This window comes from Pseudokineococcus basanitobsidens (assembly GCF_037482545.1).
GTDB classification, from domain to species: domain Bacteria; phylum Actinomycetota; class Actinomycetes; order Actinomycetales; family Quadrisphaeraceae; genus Pseudokineococcus; species Pseudokineococcus basanitobsidens.
On sequence record NZ_JBBIAA010000003.1, the window covers coordinates 226,140 to 246,645 of the forward strand.

Annotated in this window: 20 protein-coding genes and 1 pseudogene; 18 read left to right on the forward strand and 3 right to left on the reverse strand. The window is 78.4% G+C overall.

The annotated features are described in order from the left end of the window. From WDZ17_RS05300 to WDZ17_RS05330, 7 genes and pseudogenes are all read left to right on the forward strand, one after another. On the forward strand, positions 1–633 hold a 633-nt coding region (locus tag WDZ17_RS05300; protein ID WP_339574092.1), incomplete at its 5' end, for a methionyl-tRNA formyltransferase. A gap of 413 nt (positions 634–1,046) precedes the next feature. Continuing rightward, positions 1,047–2,639, forward strand: a pseudogene (locus WDZ17_RS05305) (RsmB/NOP family class I SAM-dependent RNA methyltransferase); the annotation flags it as partial. A 106-nt stretch (positions 2,640–2,745) separates the two neighbouring features. After that, complete coding sequence (gene rpe, locus WDZ17_RS05310) at positions 2,746–3,486, forward strand: ribulose-phosphate 3-epimerase (RefSeq protein WP_339574094.1); 741 nt, start codon at positions 2,746–2,748, stop codon at positions 3,484–3,486. Next, positions 3,483–4,202 carry a nicotinamide riboside transporter PnuC gene (gene pnuC, locus WDZ17_RS05315; RefSeq protein ID WP_339574095.1) on the forward strand — a complete coding sequence of 240 codons (720 nt, stop codon included), beginning with the start codon at positions 3,483–3,485 and terminating at the stop codon, positions 4,200–4,202. The genes rpe and pnuC overlap by 4 nt, the downstream gene beginning before the upstream one ends. A gap of 62 nt (positions 4,203–4,264) precedes the next feature. After that, complete coding sequence (locus tag WDZ17_RS05320) at positions 4,265–4,528, forward strand: phosphoribosyl-ATP diphosphatase (RefSeq protein ID WP_339574096.1); 264 nt, start codon at positions 4,265–4,267, stop codon at positions 4,526–4,528. A 153-nt stretch (positions 4,529–4,681) separates the two neighbouring features. Further along, positions 4,682–5,530, forward strand: coding sequence for an ATP phosphoribosyltransferase (gene hisG, locus WDZ17_RS05325; protein ID WP_339574097.1), 849 nt, complete (start codon positions 4,682–4,684; stop codon positions 5,528–5,530). Positions 5,531–5,532: 2 nt separating this feature from the next. Continuing rightward, the gene (locus WDZ17_RS05330) at positions 5,533–6,060 is read left to right on the forward strand and encodes a PH domain-containing protein (protein WP_339574098.1); all 528 of its coding nucleotides are present in this window, start codon (positions 5,533–5,535) and stop codon (positions 6,058–6,060) included. 36 nt (positions 6,061–6,096) lie between these two features. Here WDZ17_RS05330 and WDZ17_RS05335 read toward each other — a convergent pair whose 3' ends face one another. Together WDZ17_RS05335 and WDZ17_RS05340 are read right to left on the reverse strand one after the other, a co-directional pair. Beyond that, entirely contained in the window at positions 6,097–7,233 is a 1,137-nt protein-coding gene (locus tag WDZ17_RS05335) for an FUSC family protein (protein ID WP_339574099.1), read from the reverse strand. 86 nt (positions 7,234–7,319) lie between these two features. Beyond that, the gene (locus tag WDZ17_RS05340) at positions 7,320–7,802 is read right to left on the reverse strand and encodes a nucleoside/nucleotide kinase family protein (RefSeq protein ID WP_339574100.1); all 483 of its coding nucleotides are present in this window, start codon (positions 7,800–7,802) and stop codon (positions 7,320–7,322) included. Between the two features lie 69 nt (positions 7,803–7,871). Between WDZ17_RS05340 and hisF the strand changes: the two genes are divergently transcribed. Then, positions 7,872–8,723 carry an imidazole glycerol phosphate synthase subunit HisF gene (gene hisF, locus WDZ17_RS05345; RefSeq protein ID WP_339574101.1) on the forward strand — a complete coding sequence of 284 codons (852 nt, stop codon included), beginning with the start codon at positions 7,872–7,874 and terminating at the stop codon, positions 8,721–8,723. A 9-nt stretch (positions 8,724–8,732) separates the two neighbouring features. On the opposite strand, the gene WDZ17_RS05350 is transcribed toward hisF, so the two are convergent. After that, entirely contained in the window at positions 8,733–9,371 is a 639-nt protein-coding gene (locus tag WDZ17_RS05350) for a TIGR03085 family metal-binding protein (RefSeq protein ID WP_339574102.1), read from the reverse strand. A gap of 355 nt (positions 9,372–9,726) precedes the next feature. On the opposite strand from WDZ17_RS05350, the gene WDZ17_RS05355 reads away from it, so the two are divergent. The 10 genes from WDZ17_RS05355 (at position 9,727) to WDZ17_RS05400 (ending at position 20,480) form a co-directional block, all read left to right on the forward strand. Further along, positions 9,727–11,736, forward strand: a complete 2,010-nt coding sequence (locus WDZ17_RS05355; protein ID WP_339574103.1) for an ABC transporter ATP-binding protein — start codon at positions 9,727–9,729, stop codon at positions 11,734–11,736. Between the two features lie 245 nt (positions 11,737–11,981). Further along, positions 11,982–13,691: an ABC transporter ATP-binding protein gene (locus WDZ17_RS05360; protein WP_422631838.1), complete on the forward strand. Its 1,710-nt coding sequence runs from the start codon at positions 11,982–11,984 to the stop codon at positions 13,689–13,691. 64 nt (positions 13,692–13,755) lie between these two features. Then, a complete protein-coding gene (gene hisI, locus WDZ17_RS05365) occupies positions 13,756–14,220 on the forward strand; it encodes a phosphoribosyl-AMP cyclohydrolase (RefSeq protein WP_339574105.1) in 465 nt (154 codons plus the stop codon). Next, positions 14,217–15,785, forward strand: coding sequence for an anthranilate synthase component I (locus WDZ17_RS05370; protein WP_339574106.1), 1,569 nt, complete (start codon positions 14,217–14,219; stop codon positions 15,783–15,785). The genes hisI and WDZ17_RS05370 overlap by 4 nt, the downstream gene beginning before the upstream one ends. Further along, positions 15,782–16,555 (forward strand): Trp biosynthesis-associated membrane protein, encoded by a 774-nt coding sequence (locus WDZ17_RS05375; RefSeq protein ID WP_339574107.1) that lies wholly within the window; start codon positions 15,782–15,784, stop codon positions 16,553–16,555. The genes WDZ17_RS05370 and WDZ17_RS05375 overlap by 4 nt, the downstream gene beginning before the upstream one ends. 166 nt (positions 16,556–16,721) lie before the next feature. Further along, positions 16,722–17,129 (forward strand): HGxxPAAW family protein, encoded by a 408-nt coding sequence (locus WDZ17_RS05380; protein ID WP_339574108.1) that lies wholly within the window; start codon positions 16,722–16,724, stop codon positions 17,127–17,129. 170 nt (positions 17,130–17,299) lie between these two features. Continuing rightward, positions 17,300–17,539: a hypothetical protein gene (locus WDZ17_RS05385; protein ID WP_422631821.1), complete on the forward strand. Its 240-nt coding sequence runs from the start codon at positions 17,300–17,302 to the stop codon at positions 17,537–17,539. A 621-nt stretch (positions 17,540–18,160) separates the two neighbouring features. Next, the gene (locus WDZ17_RS05390; protein ID WP_339574109.1) at positions 18,161–18,793 is read left to right on the forward strand and encodes an RNA polymerase sigma factor; all 633 of its coding nucleotides are present in this window, start codon (positions 18,161–18,163) and stop codon (positions 18,791–18,793) included. A gap of 11 nt (positions 18,794–18,804) precedes the next feature. Then, the gene (locus WDZ17_RS05395) at positions 18,805–19,593 is read left to right on the forward strand and encodes a hypothetical protein (protein ID WP_339574110.1); all 789 of its coding nucleotides are present in this window, start codon (positions 18,805–18,807) and stop codon (positions 19,591–19,593) included. Positions 19,594–19,847: 254 nt separating this feature from the next. Continuing rightward, positions 19,848–20,480: a hypothetical protein gene (locus WDZ17_RS05400; RefSeq protein ID WP_339574111.1), complete on the forward strand. Its 633-nt coding sequence runs from the start codon at positions 19,848–19,850 to the stop codon at positions 20,478–20,480. Positions 20,481–20,506 lie beyond the last annotated feature (26 nt).

A 20,506-nucleotide genomic window follows, 5' to 3' on the forward strand; every position in this document is an offset into this window, starting at 1 on the left:
TGGCGCGGCGCCGCGCCCGTCCAGCACGCGCTGATCGCCGGGGACGCGACGACGGGGGCCTGCGTCTTCCGGCTCGAGGAGGGGCTGGACACCGGGCCCGTGCTCGGGCGGCTCACCGAGCGGGTGGGACCGCGGGACACCGCGGGGGACCTGCTGGAGCGGCTCGCCCCGGCGGGCGCCGACCTGCTCGTCGAGACCCTCGACGCGCTGGAGGACGGCCGTGGCGACGCGGTCCCGCAGCCGGCCGACGGCGTCGTCCTGGCGCCCAAGCTGCGCACCGAGGACGCGCGGGTGCGCTGGGAGGTGCCGGCGGACGACGTCGACCGCCGGGTGCGCGGCTGCACGCCCGCGCCGGGCGCCTGGACGACCGTCCGCGGCGAGCGGCTGCGCCTGCAGCCCGTCGAGCCCGCGGCCGCCGACGTGGCCCCCCTGCCGCCGGGGCGGCTCGCGGTGACCCGGGACGCCGTCCTGGTCGGGACCGGCACGACCCCCGTCCGCCTCACGACGGTGCAGCCCGCGGGCAGGCGCCCCATGGCGGCGCGGGACTGGGCCCGGGGGCTCCGGCCCACCGACGACGAGCAGCTGGGCGACGAGCAGCCGGGTGACGACGAGCGGCCGGGAGGCGGCGCATGAGCGACGAGGGTGCGGGGGACGGGCCGCAGGACCGCGGCGACCGGGGCGGGCAGCGGCGGCCCGGCGTGCGCGGCGGCGCGGGACGGGGACCGGGACGCCACGGTGCCGGCCGACCGCCGGCGGCCGGCCGACGGGCCGACCCGGCCGACGGCGACGGCCACCGGGGGGCCTCCGGACGTCCCCGGTCGTCCGGACGGCCCGGCGCCGACGGGGGGCCCGGGGCGGCGTCCGGGGGTCCCCGGTCGTCAGGGGGCTCCGGGGCGTCCGGAGGTCCCGGCCACGCGCGGCGTCCTGGGGCGGAGGGCGGGCGTGGTGGCGCCGCCGGACGAGGCTCCGGCGCTCCTCGGCGGGGCCCGTCGAGCACCGACCCACGACGTCCCGACCGGGGCGCCGACCGCGCGGCCCCGCCCGCGCGTCCCGACGGCAGCAGCAGGACCGGCAGCACGGGCGGTGCCGGTAGCGAGGGCACCGGGGCGGGGGCCGGCGCACCGGCTCCCCGGAGCGGTCCCGCGCGCCAGCGCTGGTCCACCGCGAAGCCGTCGCAGCGCTCGCGCGGCGGCGGCCCGGCGCGCGAGGTCGCCCTCGACGTGCTCACCGCCGTCCGCGAGGACGACGCGTACGCCAACCTCGTGCTGCCCGGCCTGCTGCGCCGGGCCCGGCTGGACGCGCGCGACGCGGCGCTGGCCACGGAGCTCGCCTACGGCACGCTGCGCGGCCGGGGCCTGTACGACGCCGTCCTGGCGACCTGCTCCGGCCGGCCGCTGGCCCAGGTCGACCCGCCGCTGCTGGACGCCCTGCGGCTCGGCGTCCACCAGCTGCTGGCGACGCGCGTCCCCGCGCACGCGGCCGTGAGCCAGACCGTCGGCCTCGTGCGCACGCGCATCGGCGCGGGACCGGGCGGCTTCGCCAACGCGGTCCTGCGCCGCGTGGCCGAGCGAGACCGGGACGCCTGGCTCGCCGAGGTCGCCCCGGAGGAGGGTGGGCCGGACGGCGGCGACACGACCGAGCGGCTGGCCGTCGCGCACAGCCACCCGGCGTGGGTCGTCCGGGCGCTGCGCGAGGCGCTCGTCGCCCACGGGCGCGACGTCGGCGAGCTCGAGGCGCTGCTGCGCGCGGACAACGCCGCCCCCGAGGTCGTCCTCGCGGCCCGGCCGGGGCTGGCGACGCCGGACGAGCTCGTCGCGCAGGCGCGCGACGTCGTGCTGCGGAGCACCCCCGGCGCCTGGTCGCCGGTCGCGGTGCGGCTCGACGAGGGCGATCCCGGCGCGCTGCCCGCCGTGCGCGAGGGGCGTGCGCGGGTGCAGGACGAGGGCAGCCAGCTCGCGGCGCTCGCCCTCGCCGCGGCGCCGCTGGAGGGCCGCGACGAGCGGTGGCTCGACCTGGCGGCGGGTCCCGGCGGCAAGGCCGCCCTCCTGGCGGCCGTCGGTGCCGGCCGTGGCGCCTCGCTCGTCGCCGTGGAGGTCAGCGAGCACCGTGCCCGGCTCGTGGAGCAGGCGGTCGCGGCGGTCGCGCCGGGCGGTACGGCCGTCGAGGTGCGCACCGCCGACGGCCGGGAGGTCGGCGACGACGAGCCCGGCGCCTACGACCGGGTGCTCGTCGACGCGCCGTGCACCGGCCTGGGGGCGCTGCGCCGGCGCCCGGAGGCGCGCTGGCGTCGTCAGCCGTCCGACCTCGCCGGCCTCGGCCCGCTCCAGCGGGGGCTGCTCGACTCCGCCCTGGCCGCCGTCCGGGTCGGCGGGGTCGTCGCCTACGTGACGTGCTCGCCGCACCCGGCGGAGACCCTCGCCGTCGTCGGGGACGCCGTCCGGCGCCGCTGCGGGACGGTCGAGCTCCTCGACGCCCCCGCGGCGCTCGACGCCGCCGCGGGGTCACCCGTCCCGGGCACGGCGTCCGGCGGGCCGGACGCCACCGGCCCCGAGGGGACGCGCGGCCGCACCGCGCAGCTGTGGCCGCACGCCCACGGCACCGACGCGATGTTCGTCGCCCTGCTCCGCCGGGTCTCCTGACCGCTCGCCCCGACGTGACCGCGCGTCGGGGCGTCGGGGCTCGACCCCGACGTGGCCGATGATCGGGGTGGTGGGCGGGTGCGGGCGGGCTCGTAGGCTCGCCGCCGTGCCCGACCAGCCCGTCCGCCGCCCGCGCGTCCACCCGAGCATCCTGTCGGCGGACTTCACCGACCTGGCGGCGGAGGTGGCGCGGATCAGCACCGCCGACGCCGTCCACGTCGACGTGATGGACAACCACTTCGTCCCGAACCTGACGCTGGGGCTGCCGGTCGTCGAGCGACTGGCCCAGGTGAGCCCGCTGCCGCTGGACTGCCACCTCATGGTCGAGGCGCCCGACCGCTGGGCGCCGGCCTACGCGGAGGCGGGCGCGCAGGGCGTCACCTTCCACGCCGAGGCCGCCGCCGCGCCGGTGCGGCTGGCGCGCGAGCTGCGGCGCCTCGGCGCCCGGGCGGGGGTCGCCCTCAACCCGGCGACGCCGGTCGAGCCGTGGGTCGACCTGCTCGGCGAGGTCGACCTCGTCCTCGTCATGACCGTCGAGCCGGGCTTCGGCGGCCAGTCGTTCCTCGACGTCGTCCTGCCGAAGGTCCGCCGGCTGCGGGCGGCGGTCTCCGCCGCCGGCCTCGACGTGGCCGTGCAGGTGGACGGCGGGGTGAGCGCCGCGACGGTCGAGCGCGCCGCCGAGGCCGGCGCCGACGTCTTCGTGGCCGGCTCGGCCGTCTACGGCGCGGACGACGCGGCGGCCGCGGTCGAGGAGCTGCGCGCGCTCGCGGCAGCGGCGACCCCTGGGTCCGTGCCGGCCGACCCCACCGGTGCCCCCGGCGCCGGCCGTACGAGCCCGCCGGCGTGAGCGACCTCGTCGACGGCCTCGCGTCCGTCCTGGACGCGGCCGTCGTCATCGGCGGCGTCCCGCTGCTGCTGCGCGAGGTCGTCGGCAACCTCTTCGGCCTGGCCTCCGCCGTCGGCGGGATGCGACGGAGGGTGTGGGCCTGGCCCGTGGGCGTGGTCGGCAACGCGCTGCTGTTCACGGTCTTCCTCGGCGGCGTCTTCGCGACCCCGCAGGCCGTCGACCTCTACGGCCAGGCCGGCCGGCAGGTCTTCTTCCTCCTCGTCAGCGTCTACGGCTGGGTCCGCTGGCGCCGCACCCGCCGCACGGGCGGGCCCGACGCCCCCGCCGTCCGGCCGCGGTGGGCGACGGGACGGGAGCGGGCGGTCCTCGTCGCGGCCATGGTGCTCGGGACGCTGCTCATGGCGCAGGTCTTCGCCGCCCTCGACAGCTTCGGGCCCTACCCGGACGCGTGGATCTTCACCGGCTCGCTCCTCGCGACGTACGGGATGGCCCGCGGGTGGACGGACTTCTGGCTCGTGTGGATCGCCGTCGACGTCGTGGGCGTGCCCCTGCTCGTGGCGGCCGGGTACTACCCGTCCGCCGTCCTGTACCTGGTCTACGCGGGCTTCGTGCTGTGGGGCGCCCGGACGTGGGTGCGGGCCCAGCGCCGCGAGCGCCGCACCGACGCGGGGGCGACGGGCGGCCCGGACGACCCGGCCGTCACCGCGCTGGGGTGAGCCCGCCCCGCTGCGGCGCCGGCGCACGGCCGGCCGGCGACGACCACCTAGCCTGGGCGCCCGTGAAGACCTTCGACGCCCTCTTCGCCGAGCTCGCCGCGAAGGCGCAGGAGCGACCCGAGGGCTCGCGCACCGTGGCCGAGCTGGACGCCGGCGTCCACGCCATCGGCAAGAAGGTCGTCGAGGAGGCCGCCGAGGTCTGGATGGCCGCCGAGCACGAGGGCCCCGAGCGCACGGCGGAGGAGGTCTCCCAGCTGCTGTACCACCTGCAGGTGCTGCTCCTCGCCCGCGGCCTCACGCTGGACGACGTGTACGCGCACCTCTGACGCCGCCGACCGCCGACGTCGCGCCGTCCTCGCGGCCCACCCGCACCGCCCCCTGCCTTGCCCCCGCCCGCACCGCCCCCTGCCCTGTCCCCGCTCGCACCGCCCCCTGCCTTGCCCCCGCCCCCTCGGGGCGCCACTCCCGGAGGCCTCCCCGTGCTGCGCATCGCCGTCCCCAACAAGGGCGCCCTGTCCGAGCCCGCCACCACCCTGCTGCGCGAGGCGGGCTACGCCGAGCGGCGGACCGGCCGCGAGCTCGTGCTCGTCGACGCCGACAACGACGTCGAGCTGTACTTCCTGCGGCCCCGCGACATCGCCGTCTACGTCGGCGCGGGTACGCTGGACGCCGGCATCACGGGCCGGGACCTCCTCCTGGACTCCGGGGCCGACGCCGACGAGGTCCTGGAGCTCGGGTTCGCCTCGTCGACCTTCCGGTTCGCCGCGCGCACGGGGGAGGCGCCCGCCGACCTCTCCGGGCTCGCCGGCCGTCGGGTCGCGACGAGCTACGACGGCCTCGTCCGCGCGCACCTCGCCGAGCGCGGCGTCGACGCGCCCGTCGTGCGTCTGGACGGTGCGGTCGAGATCTCCGTGGCCCTCGGCGTCGCCGACGTCATCGCCGACGTCGTGGAGACGGGCTCGACGTTGCGCGCCGCGGGGCTGGAGGTCTTCGGCGACCCGATCCTGCAGTCGCAGGCCGTCCTCGTCGCTCGGCGCGGGGTCCCGTCGCCGCCCGCGCTCGACGTGCTCGTGCGGCGCGTGCAGGGCGTCCTCGTGGCCCGCGACTACGTGATGGTCGACTACGACGTGCACGTCGACCACCTCGACGAGGCCTCGGCCCTGACGCCCGGGCTCGAGTCACCGACGGTCTCCCCGCTGCGGGACGCGAGCTACGTCGCCGTCCGGTCCATGGTGCGGCGCGCCGAGGTGAACGCGGTGATGGACCGGCTCCACGACGTGGGCGCCCGCGCCATCCTCGTGACGACGATCCACGCCTGCCGGATCTGACCGTGGCGCGCGCACGGCCGGGGACGCCGGCGGACGGGCACGACGGGCGGGGGGACGACGGTCGGGGGGACGCCGGTCGGGGGGACGACGGGCGGCGGCAGGAGCGCGAGCGCCTGCACCGGCCCTTCGCCCCGCGCCGAGCCCGCGCCGTGGCCTGGGTGGTCGCCGTCCTCGCCGTCGTCGGCGCGCTGCTGCTCACCGTCCTGGTCCCCGACGTGGCGGCCGGCGACCGGGTCGGGTTCCTCGTCGTCGGTGCCCTCGTCGCCGCCTTCATGGCGCGTCAGGCCGGGGTCCGCGCCGTCCCGGACGAGGAGGGGCTCGCCGTCCGGAACCTCTTCCTGAGCCGCCGGCTCGCGTGGGCGGAGGTCGTCGAGGTCCGGCTCGGGGACGGCCAGCCGTGGGTCCAGCTCGACCTCTCGGACGGCGACGTGCTCGCCGTCATGGCGGTGCAGCGCGCCGACGGGGCCTCCGCGGACGCCGAGGCACGGCGGCTCGCCACGCTCGTCGCACTGCACTCGCCCAGGGGCTGAGGAGCGCGAGGACGTCCCGGGACCGGCGACGGCCGGTCAGCGGACGGGCGGGACGGCGGCCAGCGACTGGGCGTCCGACCAGCCCCCGACCTGCAGCAGGTCGACGACCGTGCTGCGGACCTGCCCGACGCAGACGGCCGCGGACAGGCCGAGCGGGCCGTCCGCCAGGGCACCCGCCCGACGGCCGACCTCGGCGAGGTCGAGGAGGACGTCGTCGTCGCGCCGGGCCTCCAGCACGGCCTCGGACAGCTGCGTGGTCAGCACGGCGAGGTCGTCCAGGAGGCCGCCGAGCTCGGCGGGCAGCGCCTCGCCGGACTGCGCCGCGACGGACAGGCGCCGCAGCAGGACCCGCACGTTGCGCACCCCCCGGTCCAGGGGGACGGCGAGGTCGCGCACCCGCACGAGGCCCGGTCGGTGCCGGTGCCGGAACGGCGACAGGCGCAGCCCGGCGAGGGCCTCGTCGGCCGCGGGCCCCAGCGCCTCGTAGGCGCCCTGGTCCGTGCGCGCGCGCTCCAGCGCTGCCCGGGCGCGCCGGCCGTCGGCGTCGCGGGCGGCGAGCGAGGCCTCGGCCAGCAGCTCGGCGAGCTCGGCCGTCGCCGACGCGGCGAGGCGCCGGGGGCGCTGCAGCGGCGCCGTCGGCAGCAGCGCCGCGACGGCGAGCGCCACGGACCCGCCGACGAGCGCGTCGACCCAGCGGTCGACCCCTGTCGTGACCGGGGCCGCCAGCGCCGTGACGATGGCCGCCTGCACCCCCGCCTGCGTGACGAGCAGCTGCCCGGCGTCGAGCAGGACGGCGAGCGACATGGACAGCGCCACCACGAGCGCCAGCTGCCACACGCCGCTGCCGAGCTGCGAGACGAGCAGCTCGCCGACGCCCACCCCGACCGCGACGCCGACGACGACCTCGGCCGTCCGCCGCAGCCGCCCCTCGTAGGCCTGCCCGAGCGCGACGACGGCCGCCACCGGGGCGAAGAACGGCTGCTCGTGACCGAGCGCGTACCGCGCCAGCGCCCACGCGAGCGTCCCGGCCAGCGCGCACTGGAGGATGTTCGGGCCCCGACGGCGCAGGCGGGCGACCCGGTCGCGCGCGGACCGGCGGCCCCGCGCCCCGACGCGCACCTGCCAGCCCAGCGGCCACGCGTGCGCCACGGCGCGGGGGCGGGGGACGGCCACGCCGGATGCTCCCAGACGCACGGGCCTTGCGGTGGGGACGCCGGCCGGTGGGGGCGCCGGTCGGTGGGGACCTCGGCCGGGGGACGTCAGCCGGTGCGGACGACGACGTCGGCGCGCCCGCGCGGGTCGTGGGCGGCCAGGTGCCGCTCCTCCTGGGCCGCCCACCGCTCCCAGTGCGGCGCGTAGGCGTCGCCGTCGCGGTCCAGCGCACGCCGTCGTCGGACGGCCTCCGGTGCCTGCAGCCACAGCAGGACGTCCCCGGGGCGCGTCGCCCCCCGGGTGCCGGCCCCGACGCCCTCGACGACGAGCAGCGGGGCGGGCGGGACGACGAGCGGGGCCGCGGCGGGCGGGCACCACCGGCCGCGGGCCCAGCTCCAGCGCCGCAGGCGCACCGGCGCGCCGCGCCGGAAGCGGGGGAGCACCTCCTCCTCGAGCCGGCGGGAGCCGGCGGAGAGCCCGTCCCAGCCGGGGTAGAGGTCGTCCATGCGCAGCACGGGGGCGGCCAGCGCCGCCCCGAGCAGGTCGGCCAGCGTCGACTTGCCCGCGCCGCTGCGGCCCTCGACGACCACGAGGCGGGGCGGCCGGGCGTCCCCCGGCGGCCCCGCGCCCGCGGTGAGGGTCCCCCTACGCTGGCCGCCGTGAGCCTCGCCGTCCGTGTCGTGCCCTGCCTCGACGTCGACGCCGGGCGGGTCGTCAAGGGCGTCAACTTCGCCGGGCTCCGCGACGCCGGGGACCCCGTTGAGCTCGCGCGCCAGTACGGCGACGACGGCGCCGACGAGCTCGTGTTCCTCGACGTCACGGCGAGCTCGGACGCGCGGGAGACGACCTACGACGTCGTCGCGCGCACGGCCGAGCAGGTCTTCGTCCCGCTGACGGTCGGCGGCGGCGTCCGCGGCGTCGCGGACGTCGACCGGCTCCTGCGGGCCGGTGCCGACAAGGTCGGCGTCAACACCGCCGCCGTCGCGCGCCCGAGGCTCGTCACCGAGATCGCCGACCGCTTCGGCGCGCAGGTGCTCGTGCTCTCCGTCGACGCCCGGCGCTGCCCGCCGGGCACGCCGCCGTCCGAGCGCACGCCGTCGGGGTTCGAGGTCACGACCCACGGCGGGCGGCGCGGCACCGGCGTCGACGCGCTCGCGTGGGCCGCCGAGGCCGCGCGCCTCGGGGCCGGCGAGATCCTGCTGAACTCGGTCGACGCCGACGGCACGACGGCCGGGTTCGACCTGGAGATGCTGCGGGCCGTCCGCGCCGAGGTGGGCGTGCCGGTCGTCGCGAGCGGCGGCGCCGGGCGGCTGGCGGACTTCGCGCCCGCCGTCGAGGCCGGGGCGGACGCCGTCCTCGCCGCGTCGGTCTTCCACTTCGGCGTCCTGTCGGTCGGCCAGGTCAAGGACGCGCTCGCCGCCGCCGGGCACCCGGTGCGGCGGGCGGGCGCGGCCGTCCACGCGGGCGAGGGCGTCGCCGGGAGGCACGAGGAGCTCGCCCCGCCGCTGTGAGGGCACCGCTCAGACGCTGCGGCGCACGCCCGTGACGACGGCGACGTCCTGGGGCGAGCCGTCCAGCTCGACGTGGGCCACGGCGCCGCGGCCGAACGTGAAGAGGACCACCTCGCCCGCGTCGCCCCGGACGACGACCGTGCCCGCCCCCTCCGGCGCGCGCCGGACGACGGACCGGCCCTCGGGGGTCGCGAGCTCGACGCCGACGGCGGCGCCGCGGTAGAGCCCCCGCGCGCGCAGCCGCACGGTCGCCCAGAGGGCGGAGCGGACGGCGGGGGAGAGGTCGCGCGGCCCGACCGGCGCGTCCCCGGCGCGGCGGACGTCCTCCGCGTGGACGAAGTGCTCGGCGCTGTTGACCGCGGCGTCCAGGGGCGGCACCCGGAACGGGGACAGGCGCGGCGGTCCGTCCGCGAACGAGGCGACGAGGTCGTCGTACGGCTGCCGGCGCACCCGTCGGGTCACGCGCGCGGCGTGCCCTGCGAGCGGGGGGAGCACCATCCCGAGCGCGACGTCGGGGCGGCCCTCCCGGACGACGAGGTGCGCGGCGAGGTCCCGCGTCGTCCACCCCTCGCACAGGGTGGGGGCGTCGGGGCCGGCGGCGGCCAGCGCGGCGGCCAGGACGGCGCGCTCGTCGGAGGAGGCGGTCATCACCCCATCGTGCCCCCTCCCGGTGCGGTGACGTCCCGGTGCGGTGACGTCCCGGTGCGGCGACGTCCCGGTGCGGCGGTCGGGCGCCCACCGCGGTGACGGCCTCGCCACCGCCGCCCCCGGGACGCCGCCCGAGGGCCGCCCGCCGCCCGGGGGCCGCCCGCCGCCCGAAGGCCGGCCGCCGTCGGACCGGCCGCCGGTCGGAGCCGCTGTCGGTGCGCCGTGAGAACGTGACGCGTCCACCCCCGTGGGCCCGCTCGAGAGGACGCCCGTGCACCGCCGCCCCGAACCGACCGACGCGTCGACCCGTACCACCACCCCACCCCGGGGGTCGGGGCCGGAGGTGTCGCCGGAGGTGTCGCAGGGGGTCCCGCGGCAGGCGGACCGCCGCCGGCGGCCCTCGTCCCCGCCGGGGGCGACGCGCCGCGGCGTGCGCGTCGTCGTCCGGGGCGCGAAGGACGAGCCGCGCGTCCTCGGCCTCGCGGTGGCCGTCTCCGCCGTGTACGGCGCCGGCACCGCGGCGGCGGGGTGGCTGCTCGGCCGCACGACCGACGAGGTCCTCGTCCCGCTGTTCGCGGGCGAGCCGGGCGTGAGCCGGGTGGACGCCCTGCTCGCCGGCCTGGCGCTCGCCGGGGTGGCCGTCGTGACCGCCGTCGCCGTGGCCCTGCGCCGCATCGTCGCGGGCCGCGTCTTCGCGAACCTCCAGGCGCGGTACCGGCGCCGGCTGGCGCACCAGTACCTGCGCCTGCCGCTGGCGTGGCACCACCGCCACCCGGCGGGGCAGCTGCTCGCCAACGCCAGCAGCGACGTCGAGGCGAGCTTCGCCATCTTCAACCCGCTCCCGATGGCCCTCGGCGTCGTCGTCATGGCGGTCGTGGCGGCGGTCGCGATGGTGGCGGCCGACCCGGTGCTCGCCGTCGTCGGGCTGCTGACCATCCCCGCGATGGCGGTCGCGAACATCGCCTACCAGAGGGCGATGTCGCCACGGGTCGTGCGGGCGCAGGCGCTGCGCGGCGAGGTGTCCGCGACGGCGCACGAGAGCTTCGACGGCGCCGTGGTCGTCAAGACCCTCGGCCGCGAGGGGGCCGAGACGCGGCGCTTCGGCGGGGCCGCCGACCGGCTGCGCGCCGCCAACGTCGACGTCGGGCGCACGCGGGGCGCCTTCGACCCCGTCGTCGAGGCGCTGCCGAGCCTCGCCAGCCTGGCGGTGCTCGTCGTCGGCGCCGTGCGGGCCGCGTCCGGGGACGTGGGCGTCGGGGACGTCTTCACCGTCGTCTACCTGCTGACCGTGCTCGCCTCGCCCGTGCGCGCCTTCGGCTGGGTGCTCGCCGAGCTGCCCCGGTCCGCCGTCGGGTTCGGCCGCGTGCGCACCGTGCTGGACGCGCGCGGGCGGACGGCGTGGGGCGGACGGCCGCTGCCGGAGGGCGGCCTGGGCCTGCAGATGCGCGGCGTCGCGCTGGCGCACGCGCGCACCGCCGACGAGGACCTCGACGCCGGCGAGGTGACGACCGCGGGCCGGTCCGCCGCCCGGGGGGCCACGGAGGAGGCCGCACCCCGCGCGGCCGTCCCGGCCCTGCGCGGGGTGGACCTCGACGTCCCGGCGGGGTCCACGACGGCGCTGGTCGGGCCCACGGGCTCGGGCAAGTCGACGCTCGCCGCCCTCGCGGTCCGTCTGCTCGACCCCGACGCCGGCGTGGTCCGGCTCGGCGGGGTCGACGTCCGCGACCTGGCGGAGGGCAGCCTGCCGGCGCAGGTCGCGCTCGTGCCGCAGAGCACCTTCGTGTTCGACGACACGGTCTGCGGCAACATCACCCTGGGGGCCGAGGTCACCGAGGAGCGGCTGCGCGACGCCCTCGAGACGGCGCAGGCGGCCGAGTTCGTCGACGCCCTCCCCGACGGCCTCGAGACGCGGGTGGGGGAGCGCGGCACGTCGCTGTCCGGCGGCCAGCGCCAGCGGCTGGCGCTGGCGCGGGCGCTCGTGCGCGACCCCCGCCTGCTCGTGCTCGACGACGCGACGTCCGCGGTCGACCCGGCCGTCGAGGCCCAGATCCTCACGGCGCTGCGCCGGCCGGGCGCGCCGGGGGCGCCGCGCCCGACCGTCCTGCTCGTCGCCTACCGCCGCGCCACCATCGCCCTCGCCGACCGTGTCGCCTGGATGGAGCGCGGCCGCGTCGTCGACGAGGGCACGCACGCCGAGCTCCTCGAGCGCCGGCCCGGCTACCGCCACCTCGTGAACGCCTACGAGGAGGCCGCTCTCGCGGGCGCGAGCCCGCCGGACGACGACGGCGACGGCCACGACTACGACGACGACCGGGCGCCCGCGACCGACCGTGACGGCGCGCGGCCCGCCGGGGGCCGGCGGTGAGCGGCGGCACGCCCCCGCCCGCCGCGCCGCAGCCGCAGCCGAGCCCCGGGGCCGGCGGGACGGAGAGGGCCGGCGGCACGGAGAGGGCCGGCGGCACGGACAGGGCCCTCGCCACGGACCGGAGCGCGGGAGCAGGGCCCGGCGGCCCGGCGCGCCGCGCGCCGGCCGGGACCCGCATCGCGCGGGAGGCCGCCGGCGACGGCGTCGTGGCGACGGTCCGGCGCGGCCTCGCCCTGTCGCCGCTCATGCGCCGCGGGCTGGTCGGCACCCTGCTGCTCGGCGTGCTGGCCACGGCGGGGCGCGTCGTCGTCCCGCTGGCCACCCAGCGCACGATCGACACCGGCATCAACGGGCCCGACGGCCCCGACCCCGGCCTCGTGCTGCGCCTGGCCCTGGTGGGTGTCGTGGTGGTCCTGGCGACCGCCGTCGTCTCCTACGTCGTCAACCGGCGGCTGTTCACCGCGACCGAGGCGGGGCTCGCCGAGCTCCGGACGACCGCCTTCCGCCGCGTGCACGACCTCTCGGCGCTCACCCAGTCCTCGGAGCAGCGCGGCTCGCTCGTCTCCCGGGTGACGACGGACGTCGACACGATCTCCCAGTTCCTCCAGTACGGCGGGCTGCTGCTCGTGCTCTCGCTCGGCCAGGTCGTCGTCGTCGCCGTCATCATCGGCGTGACGTCCTGGCCGCTGCTGCTCGTGGTGCTCGTCTGCTTCGTCCCGGTCGTCCTGTTCGGCCGGTGGATGCAGCCACGCGTCTCCGCGGCCTACGCCGAGGTGCGCGCGCGGGTCGGCCGCGTGCTCGGAGGCGTCTCCGAGACCGTCGTGGGCGCCGACACCATCCGCGCCTACGGCGCGGAGGAGCGCACGCGGACCCGCGTCGACGACGCGGTCGAGGACCAGCGTCAGGCCCAGGTCCGGGCGCAGACCCTCGTCGCGACGTCCTTCTCGACGGCGGTGCTCGGGGCGGGCGTCGTGGTCGCGGCCGTCGTCGTCGTCGGCGCGCTGCTCGGGGTGGACGGCGACCTCACCCTCGGGCAGCTCACGTCCGTGCTGCTGCTGGTCCAGCTGCTCACCGGGCCCGTGCAGAGCCTGACGGAGGTCCTCAACGAGCTCCAGAACGCGGTCGCCGGGTGGCGCCGCGTGCTGGCGCTGCTCGACACGCCCGTGGACCTCGCCGACCCGGGGCCGGGCGGCGTCGACCTGCCGGAGGGGCCGCTGGAGCTGCGGGTCGAGGGCCTCGGGTACGCCTACCCGGGCGGGCCGCCCGCGCTGACCGACGTCGACCTCGCCGTCGCGCCCGGCACGCGCGTCGCCGTCGTCGGGCGCACCGGGTCGGGCAAGACGACGCTGGCGCGCCTGCTCACGCGCCTGCAGGACCCGAGCAGCGGCCGGGTCGTCGTCGGCGGCGCGGACCTGCGCGAGGTCCGCTCCGCGAGCCTGCGCCGTCGCGTCGCGATGGTGCCGCAGGAGGGGTTCCTCTTCGAGGGCACCGTGGCCGACAACGTCGCGCTCGGCCGCGAGGGCGCCACCCGCGAGGACGTCGAGCGGGCCGTGCGCGAGCTCGGGCTCCTGGGCTGGCTCGACGACCTCGCCGACGGCCTGGACACCCGGGTCGGCCAGCGGGGCGAGAGCCTGTCCGCCGGCGAGCGCCAGCTCGTGGCGCTCGCGCGGGCCCGGGTGGCCGACCCGGACGTCCTCGTCCTCGACGAGGCGACCTCGGCGGTCGACCCCGCGCTGGACGTGGCCATCGGCGCCGCGCTCGAGCGGCTGATGGCCGGGCGCACGTCCGTGACGATCGCGCACCGGCTGTCGACCGCCGAGCGCGCCGACCTCGTCGTCGTCGTCGCGGGCGGCCGCGTCGTCGAGACCGGTCGGCACGCCGAGCTCATCGCCGCGGGCGGCACCTACGCCGGCCTGCACGGGGCCTGGTCGGCGCAGCTCGAGCCGGTGCGCTGAGGGGCGACGGCCGCTGCCCGCGGCGGCCGCCGGTCGGCCGGGGGAGCGGTGGGAGGATCGGCCCGTGAGCACGACCACCCCCGCCGACCCCCCGGCCGCCCCCCCGGCCGCGACCTCCGCGCCCTCGTCGCCGGGCACCCCGCCGCCGTCCTCGCTCGACCCGGAGGTGGCCGCGCGCCTGCGCCGCACGTCGGACGGCCTCGTCGCCGCCGTCGTCCAGGAGCACGGCACCGGGGACGTGCTGATGCTGGCCTGGATGGACGACGAGGCCCTCGCCGCCACCCTGACCACGGGGCGGGCGACCTACTGGAGCCGCAGCCGCGGCGAGCTGTGGCGCAAGGGGGACACCTCGGGCCACGTCCAGCACGTGCGCTCGGTCGCGCTCGACTGCGACGGCGACGCCCTGCTCGTCCGCGTCGACCAGGTCGGCCCCGCCTGCCACACCGGGACGCGGACCTGCTTCGACGGCCGCGACCTCGGGGCGCTCGACGTCGCCACGGCGGACGGCGAGCCGGGCGACCACCCGTGAGCGCGGGCCCCGACGGACGGCTCGGCGTCACCTGGCCGGACCTCGACGTCTTCCGCGAGCTCGCCCGCGACCGGCGCGTGGTCCCCGTCGTGCGCCGCGTCCTCGCCGACGGCGAGACGCCGGTCGGGCTCTACCGCAAGCTCTCCGGCGACGCGCCCGGCTCTTTCCTGCTGGAGTCCGCCGAGCACGGCGGTCGCTGGTCGCGCTGGTCCATCGTCGGCGCCCGCTCCGGTGCGATGCTCCTCGGCGAGGAGGGACGCTCTCAGTGGGTCGGCGAGCCGCCGGCGGGCGTGCCCACCGCGGGGGAGCCGACCGAGGTGCTGGCGGCCGTGATGGAGGCCCTGCACACCCCGCGCCTGCCGGGCCTGCCACCGCTGACCGGCGGGATGGTCGGCGTCCTCGGCTACGACGTCGTCCGCGCCTGGGAGCGCCTGCCCGCGCCGCCGCCCGAGGAGCTGCCGGACGAGATCGGCGCGCCGGCGGTGATGATGGCGCTGGCCACCGACGTCGCGGTGCTCGACCACAGCGACGGCACCCTGCTGCTCGTCGCGAACGCGGTGAACGGCGACGGCACCGACGAGCGCGTCGACGAGGCCTGGGCCGACGCCGTGGCCCGGCTGGACCGGATGGTGGGGGAGCTCGCGGCGCCGGCGCCCTCGACGGTCGCCGTGCACGACGGCGGTGGCGGTGAGCCCCCCGCCCCGCGCGAGCGGACCCGGCGCGAGGACTACCTGGCCGCGGTGCGCCGCGGGAAGGAGGCCATCGTCGACGGCGAGGTCTTCCAGGTCGTGCTCTCCCAGCGCTTCGAGCTGGACTGCCCCGCCGACGCCCTCGACGTCTACCGCTGCCTGCGCGCGTCGAACCCGAGCCCGTACATGTACCTGTTCCGCGGCCGGAGGGCGGACGGCAGCGCCGTCGACGTCGTCGGCTCGAGCCCCGAGGCCCTCGTCAAGGTCGAGGCGGGGCGGGTGCTGGCCCACCCGATCGCGGGCACCCGGCCCCGCGGCGCCAAGCCGGAGGACGACGTGCGCCTCGCCGAGGAGCTGCTGGACGACGCCAAGGAGCGCTCCGAGCACCTCATGCTCGTCGACCTCGCCCGCAACGACCTCGCCCGCGTGTGCGACCCGGGCACGGTCGACGTCGTCGAGTTCATGGCCGTGGAGCGCTACAGCCACGTCATGCACCTCGTCTCGACGGTCCTCGGCGAGGCGCGTCCCGGCACGGCCGCGCTGGCCGTCCTGCGGGCCGCCTTCCCGGCGGGGACGCTGTCCGGGGCGCCGAAGCCACGGGCGATGGAGCTGATCGACGCCCTCGAGCCCGTCCGGCGCGGCGTCTACGGCGGCGTCGTCGGGTACCTCGACTTCGCCGGGGACCTCGACATGGCGATCGCCATCCGCACCGCGGTGCTCTCCGGCGGGGTCGCCCACGTGCAGGCCGGTGCGGGCGTCGTCGCCGACTCCGTGCCCGAGGCGGAGGACGCCGAGTGCCGGGCCAAGGCCGCGGCGGTGCTGCGGGCGGTCGCGGCGGCCGTCACGCTGCGCACACCGGGGGAGGCCGCGCCGTGAGCGCCCGGACCGGCGGCGCCCGGACCGGCGGCGCCCGGACCGGCGGCACCCCGAGCGTGGGCGGCGGGCGCTCGCACGGTGACCTCCCGCGCCTGAGCCGGGCGCGCACGGTCCTCGGCCTGCTCCTGCTGGGGGTGCTCGTGCTCGTCGCGAGCGCGCCGGTGTGGACCCGTGCGGAGGTCACCGGCGCGGTGACGGGGGCGGGCCAGGTCGCCGCGAGCGGCGGCGCCGCGTCCCCTCTCGTCCCCGCGCTCGGCCTCGTCGCCCTGGCCGGTGCCGGCGCCGCGAGCACGACCCGCCGCGTGGGCACCCTCGTCGCCACGGCGGTCGTCGCCCTCGCGGGCGCGGGCGTCGCGACGGCGTCCGCGGGCGTCCTGGTGGACCCGGCGGGCGCCACGACCGCCGAGGTGGGGGACGCGCTCGGCGTCACGGCGGCGTCCGTCACGGCGGCCGACGCCACGGCGTCCTTCACGGCCTGGCCGGTCGTCGCCCTGCTGCTCGGCGTCGGGCTCGTGGCGCTCGCGACCGTCGGGGCGGTGGTCTCGCGCCGCTGGCCCTCCGGGCGCCGCTACGAGCCGCCCGCCGTGGTCCGTGACGGCGGTGCCGTCGACGAGGGCTCCGCGGTCGACGAGGACGGCGCCGGCGGACCTCCGGAGGCCGCAGGGTCGCGCGACCCCTCCGCCGAGCGGCTGCGCCTGCGCGGTGAGGCCTTCGACGCGTGGGACTCGATCTCCCGCGGCGAGGACCCCACCGGCGGTCCGCGAGCCTGACCGTCGCCCCCGACGCCCGCGCCGGGACCCGTCCCGGCCGGGCCTGCGGGCGCCGTCGACGGACGCCCGTGCGGCATGATGCGGGCAGCGAGCCGGCGCCCGTCGCCCACGCGACGGGCGCACCGGACAGACCGCACGGCCCCGGCCGTCGCAGGAGAGGAGCCCCATGGCCCAGCACGAGCGGACCGACGGCAGCGGGGCGCGCGAGCACGTCCGGCACAGCGAGCAGGACGCCGGCCAGCAGCGCGGCCCCGTCCTGCCGCCGCACTCCGAGGACCACGGTCACAGCACCGCCGCCTGGACCGGCGTGACGATCTGCATGGTGGGGGCGCTCATCGCCTCCTTCGGCGTGGCGCTCCTGACGTGGTGGATGTTCTGGGCCGGGCTCGGGGTCTTCGCCCTCGGACCCGTGGTGGGTCGCATCCTGTCCGCCAAGGGGTACGGCGCCGTCAAGCTCGAGCAGTCCTCGGACCACCCCCGCGACGCCCCCCACGACGCGCGCGGCCAGGGCACGCAGAAGGCCGGTGGGAGCGGGCCCGAGTCCGGGACCGACACCACCGCGGGTACGCGCTGACCCTGGGCACCGTCCCTCGGCGGCTCCCGCCCCTCGCGCTGGGCGGCGCGGGGGCGGCCGCCGTCGCCGCCGTCGCGCTCCGCGACCCGCACGTCCGCGGCAGCTGGGGCACCTGCCCGGTCCTGCTGCTCACCGGCCTCCCGTGCCCCGGCTGCGGCGGCCTGCGCGCCGTGTCCGACCTGCTCCACGGCGACGTCCTCGCCGCCCTGGCCAGCAACGCCCTCGCGGTCGTGCTCGTCCTCGGCGGCGCCTCCCTCTGGGCCGTGTGGACGACGGCGGCCCTACGACGGCGGTCCATGGGCCTCGTGGAGGCGGTCACCGACCGCCGCGTCGCGGTCGGTGTCGTCTGCCTCGTCGCCTTCACCGTCCTGCGGTGGGTCCCGCCCACCGCGGCGATGCTCGCTCCCTGAGCGATCACCTCGGAGCAGCCGTGGGGGCTCGTCGACCGGTCGCTCGGCCAGGCCGGGGAGCCGCGGCGAACCGTCGTCACGTCGGCGTCGACGCCTCGTGGTCGTGTCCCGGTCCTGGTCCGAGGGGCGAGACCGTCGTCGGCGCTGGTCACACGACGCACGTCGACCGGGACGGCTCTCCGGGCGGGTCTGCTGGGACGCACGTCGCGAGGCGGCGTGCTCACGCCCCTGGCCGGCGACGTCAGCGGTCAGGGGTCGTCTGCTGGGACGGCGGCCGGGGGACGTCCCGGAGGGTCGCGACATCGAGGTCGCAGCCACCGCGGACGCCGTCCGTGACGGCACCCTCGATGTCGTCGCCGGGATGGAGGTCGTCATGACGGTGCCTCGCGCGTGACCGCAGGCGCCATGTCGCGCCGGGTCTGACCGTGGCCCAGGGGTCCGGCCTCATGTCGCAGCCGAAGACGTCGTCCCCGGAGGGGGTGCGCCCAGCTCGGGACCAGCAGCGAGCTCGACACGGTGCACTCGTCGCGGGCCGGCGGTGGTGAGGGCGCCGACGACGACCGCGTTGCACGAGGCGCCCTGCCGACATGGAGGGGTGAGACCACCCGACGGGAGCCCACCGTGCCGATCACCAGCCCTGCCGCCTTCGAGGACCTCTACGGACGCACCGTCGTCGACGTCACCGCCTACGTCCGACGGCGTACCCACCCCGTCCAGGTCGAGGACGTCGTCGCCGAGGTGTACACCACCGCCTGGCGGCGCCGTGACGACATCCCGACCTCGGGCGGTGTCGGTCCCCCGGGGGCCCACGCCGCGACGGGCGGGGACGACCCCGCCCGGGCCTGGCTGTTCGGGGTGGCCCGCAACCACCTGCTGGCGGCCTCCCGCGGCCACCGACGACGGGACCGGCTCGAGATCCGCCTGGCCCCGGAGTCCGCGACCACGGTGCCCGATCCCGCCACCGGCGTGGGCGACCGCGACGACCTGCGACGCGCCTGGGCGGGCCTGGCACCGGGCGAGCAGGAGGTGCTGTCCCTGCACCTGCTCGAAGAGCTGGACGGGGCCGCTGCGGCCCGGGTGCTCGGCTGCTCCCGCGCGGCCTACTCCATGCGCCTGAGCCGGGCCCGACGCCACCTGACCCGGAACCTCACCCGCGGGACCGACGAGCACCCGGCCCGACGGTCCGACGCCCCGGCCGGCCACGGCTCGTCCGAGCCGACCGCTCACCCCTCGACCAGCGCCACCCCCTCGTGAAAGGACCTGCCATGCGCCACGAGCCCTACGACGTCGCCACCCTCCTGCGCAGCGTCGACCCCGGAGCCCCCCAGGCGAGCGACCCCGCGATGCACCAGCGGGTGCGCGCGCGCCTGCCGCTGCACCAGACCGCCCCGGGGCCGACCTCCGCCTCCCCCCGACGCAGCCGTCGCCTGCGCCGCGGGGCCGTCCTCGTCGCGGCCGCGGCCGCGGGCATCACCGCCGTGACCCTGACCGTGACCCAGCCCGCCCCGGCGATGGCCGCCCTGACCCCCGAGGCCAAGGCCAGCGCAGGAGCGACCGCCGAGCCGGCCGGCGACACCACCGCCGAGCGCACCTCGTGCCTGCGCGAGTTCGGCGACGGCATCGCGGACGACCCCAGCGCCACCTACCTGCTCGAGGAGCGCCGCGGCGACCTCACCTCGATGATCGCCGCCTACGGCGACCAGACCGCCTTCTGCATCATCGGCCCCGACGACACCGGCTTGCTCAACTCCATGAGCGGGCTGGACGTCGACGTCACCGACCGCCCCACCACGGGCATCACCGCCGCCGTCTCCGGCGACGACCTCGACGGCCCGCCCGAGAGCCGGTTGCACTACCTCACCGGCCGCTACGGGCCCGACGTGCACGGGATCGACCTCACCCTGGCCGACGGGCGACAGCTGATCGCCTCCCTGCAGGACGGCTGGTTCACCGCCTGGTGGACCGGCACCGCCACCACCCCGGACGCCCAGGTGACCTGGACGACCACCGACGGCACCTCGGCCACCACCCCGTACGCGGACGTCCCCTTCTGAGACGCGGACGCCACCGCACGACACGAGCACCGCCCCGGTCGTCGGAGACGGGGCGGTGCCGTCCCTTCCTCGTCGACCTGGCAAGGGCGGGGTGTCGTCGGGCGCGACGGAGAAGCCCACGACCACCTCCGTGCCCGGCCACGACCCCTCGGCGCTCACGGCGAGGTCGCGTACGGGGCCTGCACCCGGTGCCAGCGGTCGTCGCGCGCGGTCCCTGACGTGACGCGGCCCGGGCCCACCTGGCGGAGTCGAGCGTGCCGGCGGCGGCCGATGCGGTTGTCCGCAGGAAAGGCGCGCGAAGAGCGGGTCCACCGCGGGATGCTGGAGCCGTGCAGCCTGCGATGACCTCGGTAGGCGCCCGTCGCGGCGCGATCGGCGGAGGACTGCTGGCCGGCGCCCTTCCTGCCTCCGCCTTGATCTCCGTCGACGGAGGCCTCTCCGTCGCCATGGCCTTCCTCAACGTCATCACGCTGGGTGTGGCTGCGGTCGGCGCGCTGCTGGGCGCGGTCTGCGGAGCCCTGGCGGGTCATCTGGTCGACGAAGGGCGGACCTGGGTGCAGGCGGCGGTCGCGTCCGGGACGACTGCCGCGGTGCTGGTCCTCGTCTCGTGCTGGCTGGCGACCGGCTTCGAGCTCAGCTGGAGCTTCCTGCTGCCGGCGACGCCGCTCGTCCTGGGCTCGGCCGCTGTCGCCACGTGGCAGTCGTGGTCACTCGCGCGCCGCCAGGACCACCGCTCCTCGGTGGTCGGCCGTCGCGTGGGGCGACCGGCCTCGTCGCACGACCTCGACGAGCGAGCTCCGCGTCGAGGTCGTCCCGGTCCACGATGGTCAGCGGACGACGGCTGGAGGCCCCGACGATCGGGCCCTGCCGAGGGACGCCGTCCCTGAAGGTCCTCGCCAGGAAGGCGACGGCA